This window comes from Streptomyces sp. NBC_01171 (genome assembly GCF_045039805.1).
Taxonomy (GTDB): Bacteria; Actinomycetota; Actinomycetes; order Streptomycetales; family Streptomycetaceae; genus Streptomyces.
In genome coordinates this window covers 6,235,661-6,250,680 of sequence record NZ_CP108609.1, presented here as the reverse complement: position 1 = coordinate 6,250,680, position 15,020 = coordinate 6,235,661, and the positions used below count along the sequence as shown (strand labels likewise).

Annotated in this window: 10 protein-coding genes and 1 pseudogene; 4 read left to right on the top strand and 7 right to left on the bottom strand. The window is 71.6% G+C overall.

Features of this window, described 5'->3' with window-relative positions; translation table 11 throughout:
* Nucleotides 1-53: 53 nt before the first annotated feature.
* The 3 genes from OG448_RS28945 to OG448_RS28935 form a co-directional block, all read right to left on the bottom strand.
* The gene (locus OG448_RS28945; protein ID WP_405558173.1) at nucleotides 54-6,377 is read right to left on the bottom strand and encodes a DNRLRE domain-containing protein; all 6,324 of its coding nucleotides are present in this window, start codon (nucleotides 6,375-6,377) and stop codon (nucleotides 54-56) included.
* A 164-nt stretch (nucleotides 6,378-6,541) separates the two neighbouring features.
* A complete protein-coding gene (locus OG448_RS28940; protein WP_405558171.1) occupies nucleotides 6,542-7,399 on the bottom strand; it encodes an oxygenase MpaB family protein in 858 nt (285 codons plus the stop codon).
* Nucleotides 7,400-7,438: 39 nt separating this feature from the next.
* Nucleotides 7,439-7,834, bottom strand: a complete 396-nt coding sequence (locus OG448_RS28935) for a ferredoxin (RefSeq protein WP_391301516.1) — start codon at nucleotides 7,832-7,834, stop codon at nucleotides 7,439-7,441.
* Nucleotides 7,835-7,977: 143 nt separating this feature from the next.
* On the opposite strand from OG448_RS28935, the gene OG448_RS28930 reads away from it, so the two are divergent.
* Nucleotides 7,978-8,343 (top strand): DUF6479 family protein, encoded by a 366-nt coding sequence (locus OG448_RS28930; RefSeq protein ID WP_391301518.1) that lies wholly within the window; start codon nucleotides 7,978-7,980, stop codon nucleotides 8,341-8,343.
* 25 nt (nucleotides 8,344-8,368) lie between these two features.
* Here OG448_RS28930 and OG448_RS28925 read toward each other — a convergent pair whose 3' ends face one another.
* Nucleotides 8,369-8,818, bottom strand: a complete 450-nt coding sequence (locus OG448_RS28925) for an RpiB/LacA/LacB family sugar-phosphate isomerase (protein ID WP_405558169.1) — start codon at nucleotides 8,816-8,818, stop codon at nucleotides 8,369-8,371.
* A gap of 214 nt (nucleotides 8,819-9,032) precedes the next feature.
* Between OG448_RS28925 and OG448_RS28920 the strand changes: the two are divergent.
* A pseudogene (locus OG448_RS28920) lies at nucleotides 9,033-9,223 on the top strand (IS5/IS1182 family transposase); the annotation flags it as partial.
* A 59-nt stretch (nucleotides 9,224-9,282) separates the two neighbouring features.
* Here the strand turns inward: OG448_RS28920 and OG448_RS28915 are convergent.
* Complete coding sequence (locus OG448_RS28915; protein WP_405558167.1) at nucleotides 9,283-9,816, bottom strand: tetratricopeptide repeat protein; 534 nt, start codon at nucleotides 9,814-9,816, stop codon at nucleotides 9,283-9,285.
* Between the two features lie 86 nt (nucleotides 9,817-9,902).
* A complete protein-coding gene (locus OG448_RS28910; RefSeq protein ID WP_405558165.1) occupies nucleotides 9,903-10,556 on the bottom strand; it encodes a hypothetical protein in 654 nt (217 codons plus the stop codon).
* A 224-nt stretch (nucleotides 10,557-10,780) separates the two neighbouring features.
* Here OG448_RS28910 and OG448_RS28905 point away from each other — a divergent pair, with 224 nt between their 5' ends.
* Nucleotides 10,781-11,266: a phospholipase gene (locus OG448_RS28905; protein ID WP_405558163.1), complete on the top strand. Its 486-nt coding sequence runs from the start codon at nucleotides 10,781-10,783 to the stop codon at nucleotides 11,264-11,266.
* Nucleotides 11,267-11,319: 53 nt separating this feature from the next.
* Here the strand turns inward: OG448_RS28905 and OG448_RS28900 are convergent, their stop codons facing one another.
* Nucleotides 11,320-13,389: a SpoIIE family protein phosphatase gene (locus tag OG448_RS28900; protein WP_405558162.1), complete on the bottom strand. Its 2,070-nt coding sequence runs from the start codon at nucleotides 13,387-13,389 to the stop codon at nucleotides 11,320-11,322.
* A 262-nt stretch (nucleotides 13,390-13,651) separates the two neighbouring features.
* Here OG448_RS28900 and OG448_RS28895 point away from each other — a divergent pair, with 262 nt between their 5' ends.
* Nucleotides 13,652-15,016 carry a DEAD/DEAH box helicase gene (locus OG448_RS28895; protein WP_405558161.1) on the top strand — a complete coding sequence of 455 codons (1,365 nt, stop codon included), beginning with the start codon at nucleotides 13,652-13,654 and terminating at the stop codon, nucleotides 15,014-15,016.
* Nucleotides 15,017-15,020 lie beyond the last annotated feature (4 nt).

The following is a 15,020-nucleotide window of genomic DNA, read 5'->3' as shown; positions in this document are numbered from 1 at the left end:
ATGAGGCGGGAGCGCACCGGCGCGAGGGTGTCACCGGGGTGCGCCGCCAGCGGCTATCCCCAGAGGTAGCCGTAACGGAAGAGGTAGCTGCCGACCTGGTAGAGATACTGGAGCAGCAGGCCCCTGTTCAGCCAGTACCGGGTCTGTCTCCGGTTGTAGCTGCTGGACTCGAAGATCCGCGCGACCCGGTTGTTGTGCTGGTCGGTGCGGGTGTCGCACCGCCCGTGACGGGGGCAACGCTCGCCCCACTCATGGGCGTTGCCGATCCGTTCCGCCGCGTTCCAGCCGAAGAAGTACGTGAGGCTGGCCTGCCAGATGAAGTGGCGTACGGCGTTGCGGCGGCCGCGGTTGCCCTTGATGTTCCAGGACAGCACGCCCGACAGGTACATCACGAACACGCAGTTGGAGTAGCCGAGGCTCATGCACGCCCGTGCCTCGTGGCACTCCTTGTTGCACCGCCCGTCCAGGTCGAAGCCGTTGACGGGGTCGCCGCCGGCGTATTCGTAGGCGTTGGCGCTGCCTCCGCGCACCGGGTCCACCGAGAGGAAGCGGCCGGTGGCGGGGTCGTAGAGCCGGGCGCCCATGAGCACGATGCCGGTGACGGTCTCGGCGGAGCGCTGCTTGCCGCCGAGCCAGCCGTAGCGGGTGGCGGGCTGGCCGGTGCGCGGGTTGCCGTACTCGTCGGCGTCCAGCACGGTCGGGGCGGTGCCCGAGTCGGCCGGAAGTTGGAGTGTGACGTCTCCGTGCAGGTTGGCGAGTTGGAGGACGACGCCACCGGTCTTGGTGCTGGTGGCCGCCAGGTTGCCGTCGGTGCCGGCGATGTTGCGGGTGACGGCGCCCGCGGTGTCCTCGGCGATCCAGCGGGGGCTGTCCTCGTCGCCGCCGAAGTGGTTGACCTTCGCGGCGCTCTGGGTCCAGGTGCCCGAGGCGTTGCTCTCCTCGGTCCAGGTGCGGAGCCGCTGGGTGGAGTCCAGGGTCCAGGTCTGGCGCCGGGTGCCCGAGGTCATCTGCTGGACCATGTCGTTGGCGTAGTAGGCGAGCGTGGTGCCGGGGCTGGTGGTGGTACGGCCGAACGCGTCGTAGACGTAGCCGGAGTTCACCAGGCGGTCGGCGCTGTCGTAGGTGTAGCTCTTGGTGGTGGCTCCCGAGGTGGTGCAGTCGGCGCCGACCGGGGCGAGGGCGGTGGCGAGGGTCTTGCGGTTGCTGTTCTTGTCGAAGGTGTAGGTGCGGGTGGTGCAGTAGGCGTCGGTGCTGGTGTCCTGGGCCTGGGTGAGCCGGCCCGCCGCGTCGTAGGTGAAGCTCTGCGAGGCGGTGACGCCGGGGGTGCCGGTGTGCGTGGCGCGCTGGCCGTGCACGGTCAGGGTGACGCTGTCGGAGACCAGGACGGTGCCGTCCGAGGTGCGGGTGTAGACCTTGCCGGTCTCCGCCCCGGTCGGGTCGGTGGTCTGGGCCATGGTGTAGCCGCCGGGCAGCGTCTGGGTGACGACGGCGCCGTCCGCGTCGTAGCGGGTGGTGAAGGTGCCCGCCACCGAGTCGGTGACGGAGGTGGCCAGGCCGCGCGGGTCGATCCCGGTGTCGTAGGTGTAGGTGGTCGTGGACGGCACGCTGTCCGAGACGGTGACCGGCCGGTCCAGGTCGTCGTACGCCGTGGTGGTGGTGCCGCCGTCGGCGTCGGTGTAGGAGATGCGGCGGCCGAGCGCGTCGTACGCCTCGGTGATCGTGCCGCCGCTCGTGGAGGTGACCTTGACCGGCAGGCCGGTGGCGGGGTCGTACGAGGTGGTGCTCGCCGGCGCGGCGGCGCCGAGTCCGCCCGCGGTGGTGAGTGTGGTGGCGCGTCCGGCCGTGTCGAAGCCGGAACTCACCGTGCGGGTCACGCCGTTGGCGGTCTCGGTGACCTTCACGGCCTGCCCGTACTGCCCGTACTCGAAGGTGCGGGTGGGCAGTGCGGCCGGGTTGGAGCCGCCGCCGGTGATCGCCGCGGCGGGCGCGGTCTGGCAGACGAGGTCGGCCCATTCGGGCCGGTTGCCGCAGGTGCCGGTGCCGGTCGCGGTGTAGTAGGTGGTCCGGGTGGTGCCGGCGTCGCTGCCGCTGGAGGCGGGCTGCGCGGTGGCGGAGACCCGGTTCTGGGTGTCGTAGCCGGTGGTGGACGTGATGTTGAGGCCGCCGGGGTCCTGCGTGGTCCCGGTGGGCTGGCCCTTGGCCCAGTCGATCGCGTACGAGGTGACACGCGGGTCGGCGGTCAGGGTCGGCCAGGAGCGCGGCTGGGCGCCCACGGTGGACTTGGTGACCTGGTCCTGCACGATCGCCGAGCCGTCGGTGGGACGGCCCGCGTCGTACTCCTGGACGGTGTGGGCACGGGCGGCCAGCCGGGTACCGGCCGTGGCGAGCGTGGTGGTGCCGCTGACCAGGTCCGCGGCGAGGGCGATCTGGTGCAGCGGCCCGTAGGTGTCGGTCTCCCGGACGCCGTCCGCGCTGAACACCGAGGTGGTGGAGAGCAGTTGGGCGCGTTCGGCCGAGGACAGGGCGTTGATGCCGAGCGCGGTGAGCTGGGTGCGCTGGGCGTCGGTGGCGCCGAGCGCCAGTTCACGATTGCCCGCGGTGAGGCTGCGGACGGTGTTGCCGTACCCGTCGTACTCCGTGACGCCGAGGCGGTGTCCGGGTGCGGCCCGGTCGACCTCGCGGCCGGAGGCGTTCAGGTAGTGGATGTCCGCCCGGGTGTAGGACCCGGACGTCAGGGACGGTCCGTCGTGGCTCGCGGGCACCTGGTCGGCGGGGAAGACGGCGGTGCCGTCGGTCGGCAGGTCGCTCTGGCCCCACGAGGCGAGCGCGGTGGCACTCAGATCCTCCGGTGCCGCTCCCCCGCTGAGCGGGACGCCGTAGACGACGTTGGTCTCGGCGGTGCCGTTGGTCTGGGTGGCGCTGCCGGGGGTGAGCGTGGCGCGGGAGACCTTCAGCAGCATCCCGTCACCGGCCGCAGGGTTGGACCCCGCCTGCCCGTAGGTGAACGTCCACGGGAGCCGTCCGGGCGGCGTCTGGGTGGTGACGCGGCCGGCGGAGTCGTAGCCGTACACCGTCTTCAGGGCCGGTGAGATCCGCGGGTCCCAGGACTCCACGAGGCGGCCGGAGCCGTCGTAGCGGAAGGCGGCGACGGTGGTGGCGGTCGCGGATGCGGCGCCCGGTGCCGTGGACCACAGCTTGAGCGAGGCGACCTGGTCCTTCACGTCACCGGGGACCGTGGAGGTCGCGGTGGTCGTGGTCGCGTACCCGAACTCCAGGACGCGGCAGCCCTTGGTGGACGGGGTGGCCTGGCAGGTGGCCGCCGGTACCGCCGAGGTGGGTGCGATGAGGTACTTGGGCCGGGCGGTCTGCACCCCGCCGACCGTCACCGGCTCGGACACGGTCGTCGTGGTGGAGTCGGAGACGCCGTCGGTGTAGGAGGTACGTACCTGCCAGGTGGTGCTGGTGGCCGTGGTGCGGACGAACGTGGTGATCTGGCCGTCGCTGGTCTCGATGCTGAAGCCGCCCGAGAAGGAGCCGGTCAGCGTGTAGTCCTCGGCGCCGGGCTCCGGCGTCCAGTCCGTGCCGTTCCCGGCGGAGGTGAAGTGGATCTCCGAGCCGTCGGCGGCGGAGACGACGCTCAGCGAGGTCGCCGAGGTCTTGCGCAGGTACGAGAACGGGGTGTCGACCTGGTCGGAGGCGGCGCCGTACACCCACTCCTTGCCGAAGACGGGCGCCTGGTCGTCGTCGCCCCCGGCCTGCGGGGTGCGGGAGGACGCGGTGCGCTGCACCGACATGTCGAAGAACGAGGCGTCGGTCGCGGACAGGGTGTAGTCGCCGGTCAGCAGGTTGAGCGAGCCCGGTCCGACGTCCTCGGTCGCGGCGCCGCCGGCGTTGCGGTCGACGACGACCTCGATGGCGTCGGAGGAGGCCGGGGCGCCGGAACCGGTGAAGTCGGCGCGCAGTTGGACGGTGCCGTCGGGCTTGACCGTGGTGGTGGCGTTCCAGGTCAGCTTGGCGCTCTTGCCCGAGGTCAGCGGGGCCGGCCAGGAGGACAGCGGCTGACCGCCCACCGTGACGTCGGCGGCCGGGACCGGGGTCCAGTCGGCGTCGTCACCGCGCCGCCAGTCGAAGGACACGCCGGTGAACCGGCTGCCGTCCGCCTCGGCGGTCAGCGGCACGCGGGCCGCGGTGCGGGTGCCGTTGCGGGGGCTGGTGACACCGCCGGGACCGACGTGGAAGGTGTAGACGACGGGGTCGGACTTGTTCTCCGCCTTGTCCGTGGTGCGCACCGACAGGACATTGGTGCCCGCGGTGTCCGGCTTCAGCGTGATCTTCACCGGGGTGGTGGTGCCGTTGGTGGGCACCTGGGTCCAGGTCACGCCGTCCAGCGACCACTCGATGCCGTTCTGGTCGCCCGAGGGCGGGGTGACGGTGAAGTCGCCGGCCTGCCCGACGCCCTTGACCCAGCCGGTGGCCGGGTAGTCGGTGGAGGTCACCGAGGTGGGCGCGGAGGGCGCGGAGGTGTCCACGGTGAACGTGGCCCAGGACGACCAGCCCAGGTTGTAGTGGGTGCCGTCGTAGGGGTTGGTACGGAACTTGTAGGTCTTGCCGTTGGTGAGCACCCCGGCCGGCACGGTCACCGAGGCGGGCTGTCCGCTGGGCACGTACGGCGAGACCAGGACGTTGCCGACCTGGGTGTTGGTGGCCGCGTCGTAGATCTGGAAGGTGCCGTCGACGGTGTCGTTGTTGACGTCCACGAAGGTGTCGGTGAGCGTCGGGGTGGTGGTGTTGACGTACCAGGTGCCGCCTGCGCCCTTGAAGAACGGGGGTCCGGCCTGCTGGTCGGTGCCGGTCTTGGGGCGGTAGTTGTACGTGACGGTCAGCTTGGGCACGTTCGAGGCGGCGTTGGCCGAGTTGAACCGCTTCCACTGCATCGTGGAGGCTTCGTCGGGTGCCTGGAGGCCCATGCCGCTGGTGGTGTTCTTGGCGGAGGCCCAGTTCTGGACGAGGGTGGTCACGTCGGCGTTGACCCAGCCGTCCGGCGCGGAGGCGCAGCCGGGGTTGCCGCGGGTCTCGCTGGAGGTGGCGACCTTCTGGTTCCAGGCGGGCTGGGCCGTCCAGCGGGAGGCGGTGGACGCCTTGCCGGTGTCCCACACGTCCCAGGGGTAGGTCTTGCAGTCGGTGTTGCCCGAGTGGAAGTTCCACAGGCTCAGCTTGGCGTTCGACACCAGGGAGTCGCTGATGGGCGCGGTGTTCCAGGTGATGAAGGACCGCGCGGTACGGGCGGTGCCGTCGCCGTTCTTGGTGCCGGGGTTGCCGAGGTCGAGTTCGACGTCTCCGGACCAGTCGACGGTCTCGCCCTGCTGGACGTAGGTGTCGAAGACGTCGGACAGCGCGGTGGTCGAGGGGTCCACGGTGACCGGGTAGGTGGTCGCCGGGTCGGCCAGGAACTTGGCGTCCGGGGTGAAGGTGAGGTTCAGCGCGCCGTGGGCCCGCTGGACGGTGAGCCTGACCGGTGCGCGGTGGGTGTGCAGTCCGGAGACGGGGTCGACGCGGGCGTCCCACATCACCGGGGCGGGCATGACCGCCTGCTTCTTGCCCCTCTTGTCGGTGAGGAGCAGGCTGCCGTCCTTCTGCTGGGCGGCCTTGAGGCCCTTCGCCTTCAGCGGCAGAGTGTAGTGGTAACCGCCCTTGTCAGGACGGGTGTTGAGGTTGACGAACTGCTCGAACCCGGTGCGGGTGGCCGCCACGACCATGTCACCGCCGGGTACCGCGTCCCGGTAGGTGGCCCGGTTGCCCTTCAGTGCGGGCTTCGGCAGGGCGCCCTTCCACTGGAGCGTGACCTCGCGGTCGCCGTTCCCGAGGGTCACGAGGTCGGTGGTCTTCGCCGGACTCGCCTTGCCGGTCAGGGACTTGGGCGCGGTGGGGGTGCGGCCGGCCAGGCGCAGGCCGCGCGGGTGGGCCTTCGGTTGGATGCCGCCGTTCGCGTCGTGGACCAGGTCTAGGTCGACGCCGCGCCACCTGCCGGTGCCGGGGTCCTTGAACCGGACGGGTCCGGCGGTGAGTTCGGTGGTGAGGGAGCCGTTCTTGTTCACCCAGGTGGTGGAGGTCTCCGTCCGTTCGGACAGTGCCTCCACCCGCTTGCCCGAGAGCCGGGCCGCGACCCGCGCCGAGGGGATGTCCGCCGCCTGCGTGGCGGCCGGCTTCTTCGCCGCCTTGGCGGGCCGGGACTGCTGGGCGGAAACGGCTGCGGCCGCGTAGGTGTTGTCGAGCAGGGTGATGCTCAGGGTCAGGGACAGGACACCCGCGCTCCAGCGGGTGCCGCGTCCGATCCGGAAATGTCTGTGCCGCGAGGGCCTAGACCGGTGGATCGTCATGATTCTTCGGCCATTTCACTTCGTGACGGTGCATCACAGATGTGAAGCGCCTGTGAAGTTACGATGATCGAAAAGATGCCAAAGGGCCGCAACGGGAGCCATCCGGGACCTTTCCTGCTGGCCAACTCCCTTGTTTTTACCGGCCCTTGGTATAGATCACGGCCTCAGTGCGGCAGGCGCGCCGGGTCGGGGCGGACCGACGGACCCAGGCGGGCGACCGCGTGCAGCAGGTGCCGGGGCGGGGTCTGGCGGCGCAGGGTACCGGGGACCGCTCGCAGGAGGGTGCCCGTCGTGCGGAGGTGGCGGGTGACCGTGGCGGGTGGGGGCGCGGGGCGGCCGTAGAGGGCGTGGGCCCAGGTGGGGAGGGAGGCGTAGGCGAGGCCCGCGATGTGGCGCCAGAGGAGGGCGCGGGCCGGGACGAGCAAGGGGTGGGTCGGCGGGCGGCGCAGGAAGTCGTCGACCTCGCGGGCGTCGGGTCCGGCGGCCAGCTCGGGGCGGACCCTGTCGAAGTAGGCGTCGAGTGCGGCCCGGTCGGCGGGGACTTCGGCCGGGTCGAGGCCGACCAGGCGGGCGCTGACCCGGTGCTCGGCGAGGTAGCGGTCGGCCTGGGCGCCGGTGAGCGGGAAGCCGGAGCGGCGCAGGACGTGAAGGTAGGAACCGATCTCGGCGCAGTGCACCCAGAGCAGCAGCTCCGGCTCGCCGACCCTGTAGCGCTCACCGGTGTCCGGGTCGGTCGCGGTCAGCATGCTGTGGATCTTGCGTACGCGCTCCCCGGCGCGCTCGGCGTCCTCGGTGGTGCCGTAGGTGGTGATGCCGACGAAGTCCGCGGTGCGCAGCAGCCTGCCCCACGCGTCACGGCGGAAGTCGGAGTTCTGGAGGACGCCGCGCACCGCGCGCGGGTGCAGGGCCTGGAGGTAGAGCGCGCGGATGCCGGCGATCCACATCATCGGGTCGCCGTGCAGGTGCCAGGTCACCGAGGCCGGGGTGAACAGGCCGGGATCGCGTCCTCGCGCGTCGTCCATGCCCGCAGGCTACGCCGTGCGCTTCCGGCGGGGACAGGGTCAGGCGGCGAGGGCCGCCATGAAGTCGGTACACGCCTGGGCGCAGACGCGGCACGCCTTGGCGGCGTTCTCGGCACCGGGCTGGCCGTCGAACGCCTCGGCCGCCTCGACACAGAGCGAGCGGCACCATTCGAGCTGGAGCCTGATCTCGTCCTCGGTGCCCTCACCGTCCGCGCGACCCTCCTCGGACAGCGCGCGGCACGTGGTGTCGCACACCTCGGCGCACATGATCCCGAGGCGCCGGGCGCGCTCCTGTCCGGCGGTGCCGTACGAGCCGACGAGGCTGGCGCGCACCGCGCAGGCCCGCGCACAGTCGGAGCATGCCTGGGCGCAGGCGAACCGGTCCTCCAGGAACTGGTAGAGCTGCTCTCGTGAAGGGTGGGGCGGAGGTGTCACAGGGGGCGGGTAGCCGTGGTGCGGCGGCGTAAACGCGTGGGCAACGGCCCGGTGGGCGCCGAGAGTTCCCGGGACACGGCCGGTGCGCGAGTGACCACACAAAGTGTCCGATTCGTACCGTTTGTACGGGGTACTCCACTGTTATGAACACCGCAATGACGCAGTTGGCGGCACCGAGCGGGCTGATCAGCCTGGTGCTCTTCGTCATGGCCGTTGCCGTACTGGCACTGCTCGCAGGCGGCTTCTGGTTCAACAGCCGGATCAAGGACAGGGAGCCACCCCGCCCCAGCGCCGAGGAACAGCCGCACCTTCCCCCGGAGGGCGCGACTGGGGAGCTGTCGGAGAACCGGGAGCCCGACGAGATCCCGCGCACCCCCAAGGGCGGGCGTGCGCTCCTCCCCTACGAGCTGTCCAACATGGGCACCAAGACCAGCGAGAACAAGGACCGGCCGCGCTGGAGCAAGGGCTCCAGCGGCTCCTTCGGCGGGGGCGGACTGGGCGCCCACTGACTCGGCACCTCTACCGGGGACCGCCTCAGCGTGGCCGCGCGTCGAGTTCTTCGACGTGGGCCACGTTGCGGCGGTCCTCCTCGTCCTGGCTGGGCGCGGCCGCGAACCAGGCGTCGAGGATCTCCTTCAGCAGTGGCTCCGAGGTGAGGCGCAGACTGAGGGCGAGGACATTGGCGTCGTTGCAGCGGCGCGCGCCCTCCGCCGTGGCGGCGTCCGCGCAGAGCGCGGCGCGCACCCCGGGCACCTTGTTCGCGGCGATCGAGGCTCCGGTGCCGGTCCAGCAGCAGACGACCGCCTGCTCGGCCGCACCCTCGGCCACCTCCCGCGCGGCGGCCTCGGAGCACACCGCCCACTGCGGGTCGGCCCCGGCCCGCAGCGCGCCGTGCTCGCGCACCTCGTGACCCCGCTCGCGCAGCTCGGCCACGAGAAGACGGGCCACCGGTTCGTCCATGTCGGAGGAGACGGAGATCCGCACGGGTCACCCCTTCTTCGTTTCGCCTGCTCAGGCATCCCACGCTACCCAACTCGGCCCGCGATGCCGACAGACGGGATCGACGCCACCTCGCTTACTTGGAGTGCCTTGCCTCAAAGGTCGCGCGGACAGGCAGACGACGGGGTGGGCGCCAGATGAGGCAGGCCCAGGTTCCGTGATCATGGAGTTGCGAGGCTCGTGATCATCCAGGAGACCTGTGGCTGCGCTGCCATCATGGCTGATCGAACCGCTGTGGGACCCGTTCGCCGCTCTACTGCCGCCCCGCTCGGAGTTCGATCCGGCTCGTCGTCGTGTCGAGGACCGGATCGTCTTCGACAAGCTGCCGCCGATCTTTCGCTCGGCTGCTCCCATGAGGCGGTGGCGGACACGACCTGCCGGACGACATCACCGTGCACCTCGATGCCGGCTACGACTCCGCCCGCACCCAGGCCACCGCCGATGACTCATCACTTCCCTTCCCGCGGCCCTCCGTCTGTCTGCTGCACGCCATCCAGGTCGTCGGCGTAGTGCTCGATCGCCCGCCGGTAGTCCTGCACCCGGCGGTCGCCACTGGTGTCGGCCACCGTCTTCAGCAGCAGCCGTACCGCCTCGCGGCCTTCACCGTCGTTGTGCAGCGCCATGGCCAGGAAAGCCTGCAGCGCCGGATCATCCGGGAACTCCTCAAGCCCATGCCGCAGGGTCCGCACGGCCGCCCCGTAGAAGCCCAGGACCCGATGAGTGCTTCCCAGCCCGAGGAAAGCCCCGTGACGATCTTCCGGAGACAGTCCCACACCACCCAGGGCCCGCTCGTAGAACGGAACGGCCTCGGTCTCCAGGCCGAGGACATCGTGCGCCCAGGCCGCCTGATAGGCGATTTCGGCATCCTTCGGATACCGCTCGGCCAGCTCCATCAACTGTTCCCGTGCCTGCCCGATCTGGCCCCGCTCCCGCAACTGCACGGCTCGCGCCAGCGCCGCATCCCTCTCGTGATCACCGCTCATACTGCCCCACGCTGACACACTGCGCCCAGTCGGCAAAAGCACCTGCCGCACCGCAGCCGGCACCCGGAACCATTCCGCGCGAGTTCTCAGTTGACCGGTTTCCGGAGGGTGGCCGGTGGGCGCGGGGGAGCCGTCGGGGCGGCATGTCCCGGCACGCTCGGTCTGGGGTCAAGCGCGGCGTTTCGCGCTCGGCGCGGACGCCGGGCGACTGCCGCTGTGCCGGCCGTGCCGGCGGTCATGTACGTGTGCCTGTCCTGAAGCTTCCGGCTGGGCGCCCGCTCGGGTGAGCGCGCCGCCGAGGAGGCCGCGTACACGCTCCGGCTCGCGGTGGTGCGCCGGGTGCTCGACCCGCGCGGCGACGGGACTGTCCCCGGCGAGCCGGTGAACGCGGCCACCGAGGACGCCAAGCGGGTCGGCGCGGTCAACATGGCGCTGATGAGCGGGATGTGGGCCATCGCGGTGAGCGCGGTCCCGCTGCGCCCGGACGAGGCCGGCCACGGCTTGCGCGGAGGCGGTCCCGGCGAGGTCGAGCCGGTGGCGGGCGGCGCCCACTCCGCCAGGTGGACGTGGGCGTCCCGCAGGCCGGGCAGGAGGATGCGGCCGTGCAGGTCGAGCCTCCGGTCGCCGTGCTCGACGGGGGCCGTGTCCTCGTCCAGGTGGATGTGCGTCACCTGGCCGTCGGCGACGCGCAGCGGGGCGAGGGGTCCGCCCGCATCGAGCTTTACGTGATGGTGCGTCAACTTCGACTCGTGAGCGGTTACTTGACTCACCCTGCCATCGCTCACCACCCCGCGATGTGCTCGCCGAATTGGCCGAGTTGAGCCCGGTTCGGGCTGACAGTTTGTTGAATTCGCGCGAGGAATTTCTTGTCATGGACTGTTCAGGCCCGGGAGCGGTGGTCCAAGCTGACCCCGCCTCGCAAACCCCGCGAGGCTTGCTGGGCCCCACACTCCGGAGGTCTTCCATGCGCCGTCCCCACGCCGTCTCCCTCGCCGCCGCCGGTGCCGCCCTGGCACTCCCCGCGGTGCTGGTACTCGCCAGTGACGCCTCGGCGGCGCCCGCCGACAAGCCGCAGGTGCTCAGCTCCTGGACCCAGACCAGCGCCGCCAGCTACAACGCGTGGGTCTCCGCGCGGAACAACCAGGGCGCCTGGGCCGCCTACGGCTTCGACTGGTCGACGGACTACTGCAGCTCCTCCCCCGACAACCCCTTCGGCTTCCCCTTCCAGACCGCGTGCGCCCGCCACGACTTCGGCTACCGCAACTACAAGGCCGCCGGCACCTTCTCCGCGAACAAGTCCCGTATCGACTCCGCCCTCTACGAGGACCTCAAGCGCGTCTGCAACAACTACTCCGGCGCCACCAAGACCTCCTGCAACTCGACGGCGTGGACCTACTACCACGCGGTCGACATCTTCGGCCTGAAGGGCGCGGACACCGCTCGCTCCTGACCAAATCCGCCGGGCACGCCACCAGTTGGCGTGCCCGGCATCCGGATGCGGGCCTACGCCCCGCCGAACCGGGCCAGCAGCAGCGCCACGTCGTCGGCCGAAGTGTGGTCGACCGTGTCGAGGAGCATGTCGCAGGTCTGCCCGAGGGAGCCGGTCGCACGCTCCAACGTGCGGCAGAGGGTGTGCAGTCCGACGTCGATGGAGTCGTACCTGGTCTCCACCAGGCCGTCGGTGTACAGGGCGAGCAGGGAGCCCTCGGGGAGCTTGACCTCCAGCGTGCCGAAGGGCACTCCGCCGACACCCAGGGGTGCGGCGGTGGGGACGGTGAGGAGCGTGGCCTCGTGGTCCGGCTGGACGAGGACCGGCGGGAGGTGGCCCGCACTGGAGAAGGTGCAGGTGCCGCGCCTGGGGTCGCAGACCGCGTAGACGCAGGTGGCGAAGGACTCGCTGAGCGTGGCGGCGGTCTCGTCCAGGTGGCCGAGCAGTTCGGCGGGCGGCAGGTCGAGCCGGGCCAACGCGCGGGTGGTCGTGCGCAGTTGGCCCATGATGGCGGCGGCTCGGACACCGCTGCCCATCACGTCGCCGACCACGAGGCCCACCTTGCCGTCGCTGAGCGGCAGTACGTCGTACCAGTCGCCGCCGACCTCGGTGCCACTGCCCGCGGGACGGTAGCCGACCGCGATCTCCAGCCCCTCCGGCTGGTCGGGCGGGGTCTGCGGGAGCAGGCTGCGCTGGAGGGTGAGCGCGGTGTCCCGCTCGCGGCCGTACAGCAGGGCGTTGTCCACGCTGATGGCGGCCCGCCCGACGATCTCGCACACCATCTGCAGGTCGCGGCTGTCGAAGGGGCGGGTGTTGCCCGTGCGGTACAGGCTGAGCACGCCGAGCACGGTGCCCCGCGCGACCAGCGGCGCCACGAGGTAGCTGCGCACACCCGCCTTGCGGAGCGCCGCCGCGGCCTGTTCGTCGCCCGAGATCCGGCGCAGCGCGGTGGAGTCCACGCGGGGGATCATGGCCGGGGTGCCCTCCCGGACGCTGCGGCGCATCATCGGGGCCGGCTCCTCGGTGTCGAGGTCCTCCCACAGCGTGGCGCCGCCCATGTCGTCGTCCGGTTCGGCGGGGGCGACGGCGACGGTGAGGAACCGGGCCTGGTCGCCAGGTGCGGTGCGCCGCCCGGTGGCGACGGACTCCAGCAGGTCGACCGTAGCCAGGTCCGCGAACCGGGGCACGACGGCCTCGGCCAGCTCGCGCGCCGTCTGCCGCAGGTCGAGCGTGCTGCCGATGTCGGCGCTGGCCTCGGAGAGGGTGGCCAGGTGCCGGTGCGCGGCCGCGATCTCGGCGGCGGCGAGGTGGCGGGCGGTGACGTCCACGACGGACACCGCGACGCCCAGCACCTTCCCGTGCCGGTCCTCGATCCGGTAGTACGACTCCGACCAGGCGTGGTCGTGGTCCGGGTCGGCTGGGACGCGGCCGATGGTGCGGTGGTCGAGGATGGGCTCGCCGGTGCGCAGCACCCGCCGCATCGCGGACTCGATGGCCTGGGTGTCCACGCCCGGCAGCGTGTCCTCCAGCCGCCGCCCGACCACCTCCTCCTCGGTCACCCCGTTGGCGGTGGTCAGGGCGCCGTTGATGCGCATCCAGCGCAGCTCGGTGTCGAAGACGGCGAGGCCGACGGGCGACTGGTTGATCAGCAGCTCGGACAGGGCGAGGTCGCTCTCCACCCGGCGCACGGTGTCCACGTCGGCGGCGAGCGTCAGCCCGAGCACGTTCCCCTCGGGGTCGTGCAGACGGCCCTTGCGGTATTCGACCGAACGGGTCGAGCCGTCCTTGCACCGGGCGAGGAAGACCCCCGCAAAGCTGGTGCCGACCTGCGCCTGCCGGAACATGTCGCGGATGCGCTGCGCGTCCTCGGGCCGCGCCAGCAACTCGGCCATCGACCTGCCGAGCGCCTCCGTCGCGTGGTAGCCGAACAACTGCTCGGCCTCGGGGCTCCACAGGACGATGCGGCCCCCGGCGTCCGTGACCAGGGCCGAGGCGTGCAGCAGATCGAGCAGGCCGCCGGGCGCCCTGACCGCCCGGTCCTCGGCCGGGCCGGGCCCGTGCTCCCACAGGTCCTTGGCACCCATACCTGTCGCCTTCCCGTCGACCGCCCCGGTTCGAGTACACGAGGTGCGTCTTTTGCATCAGCTCATACCACTATGCCGTGCACCCCTGATCCGCTCCTGCCCGAGCGGATCAGGGCACCAGGCCGACCGGACCCTGGTACACCCCTTGTGTTAGCGTGAAACTTTTGCACGGTAGTGACGGTCGGTGACCCCGCCCGTCCGGTCGCCGTACCTCGTCCTACCGGGCCTTCCTCGGTACGTCCCCTCTTGCGGAAGGCTTGTCATGAACCACCCGGACCCCGCCGAGTCGCAGCCGTCGGTCACCTCGTTCGCCGACCTGGACCTGCCGCCCGCGGTGCAGCGCAAGCTCGCCGAACTGGAGGTGCGCGAGCCCTTCCCGATCCAGGCGGCCACGATCCCCGACGCCCTCGCCGGACGCGACATTCTGGGACGCGCCCGCACCGGCTCCGGCAAGACGCTCGCCTTCGGCCTCCCGCTGCTCGCGCGTACGGCGGGCCGCCGGGCCGAATCCAAGCAGCCGCTGGCCCTGATCCTGGTACCCACCCGCGAGCTGGCCCAGCAGGTCTGCGAGGCGCTCACCCCGTACGCCGACGCGCTGGGGCTGCGGATGGCCGCGGTGGTCGGCGGCGTGTCGATCGGCCGCCAGATCGCCGCGCTGCGCGACGGCGCCGAGGTCGTCGTCGCCACCCCCGGCCGGCTGCACGACCTCATCGAGCGCAAGGCGTGCCGCCTGGGCCGGGTCCGGATCACCGTCCTCGACGAGGCCGACCAGATGTGCGACATGGGCTTCCTGCCGCAGGTCACCGAGGCGCTGGAGCAGGTACGGCCCGACGGTCAGCGCATGCTGTTCTCCGCGACCCTGGACCGCGATGTCGCCGACCTGGTCCGCGACCACCTCCAGGACCCGGCCTCGCACTCGGTCGACCCGTCGGCGGGCGCGGTCACGACGATGGACCACCACGTCCTGGTCGTGCACGGGCCGGACCTGTACGCCGTCACCACGGAGATCGCGGCGCGCGACGGCCGGGTCCTGCTGTTCCTGGACACCAAGCACGGCGTCGACCAGCTCACCCGGCACCTGCGGGCCAGCGGGGTGCACGCGGCGGCCCTGCACAGCGGCAAGTCCCAGCCGCAGCGCACCCGTACTCTCGCGCAGTTCAAGGACGGGCAGATCACCGCGCTGGTGGCGACCAACGTCGCCGCGCGCGGTCTGCACATCGACGACCTCGACCTCGTGGTGAACGTCGATCCCCCCGCCGACGCCAAGGACTACCTGCACCGCGCGGGCCGCACCGCGCGGGCCGGCGGCGCCGGCAGCGTCGTCACGCTGGTGCTGTCGGGCCAGCGGCGCGAGCTGAGCAAGGTGACGTCGGAGGCGGGTGTCGATCCGACGGTCACCAAGGTGCGCTCGGGCGAGGCCGCGCTGACCCGCATCACCGGCGCCCGCAGGCCGTCCGGCGCCCCGCTCGACGGCGGTCCCTCGGCGCGCCCCAAGAACACCAACGCACCCTTCCGCGGCATGGGCTCCAGCAAGGACACGTCCGGTGGCCGCCCGTCCCGCAAGACGAGCGAGGCCCGCAAGCTGGCCGAGGCCCGGCGGGCGGCGCAGGTGCGGCGGGGGCGCTGAGCCG